The sequence below is a fragment of the Pseudomonas sp. EL_65y_Pfl2_R96 genome (assembly GCF_963970905.1).
Classification (GTDB): Bacteria; Pseudomonadota; Gammaproteobacteria; order Pseudomonadales; family Pseudomonadaceae; genus Aquipseudomonas.
Genome location: NZ_CAXAQH010000300.1, coordinates 1 through 472 on the forward strand (window position 1 = coordinate 1; position 472 = coordinate 472).

Annotated in this window: 1 protein-coding gene; it reads right to left on the minus strand. The window is 64.0% G+C overall.

Annotated features, from left to right (window positions below; translation table 11 throughout):
• Positions 1-402, minus strand: a 402-nt coding sequence (locus AACY49_RS30740; RefSeq protein ID WP_445262689.1) for a TraK domain-containing protein, incomplete at its 3' end; no start/stop codon positions are given.
• Between the last annotated feature and the right edge of the window lie 70 nt (positions 403-472).

The window sequence follows — 472 nt, forward strand, 5'->3', positions numbered from 1 at the left end:
CTGCGGGGTCGGCGCCGCGGAAGCGACCTGCGTCTGCTTCTCGGTTTCGACGTCCTTGTTCTCGACAAAGACCTGCTGTGCGTCGTCGCCGGCGAGGCGGCAGGAGAACTTGTAAACGTAGCCTTTTGCCGTTGTGCCGAAGAAGGAGACCGTCGCGCGGGAGTAGCCTTCAGGCACCGAGACGTAGATATCGCCGCGGTTGGGCTCATTGACGACGGTGAAGTCCTCGCTGTCGACGCCGGTGGTGAGCTTGGAGACGCTGGCAAAGCGATCGTCCTTGAGGCTGACGCGAGTCAGCCCCGACTTGGACATTGTGCAGGCGACCTCGCTGTTGTCGCGCGCCAGCACGTGCTCGTCTTCGAAAGCTGGCGCCGCGAGCGCAACCCCACCGGCCACGATCATGCACCCGCCGATCAATCGCGACAGATGGCACCACCGACTGGTGACCGCTCCTCCAGCGCCGATAAGACCG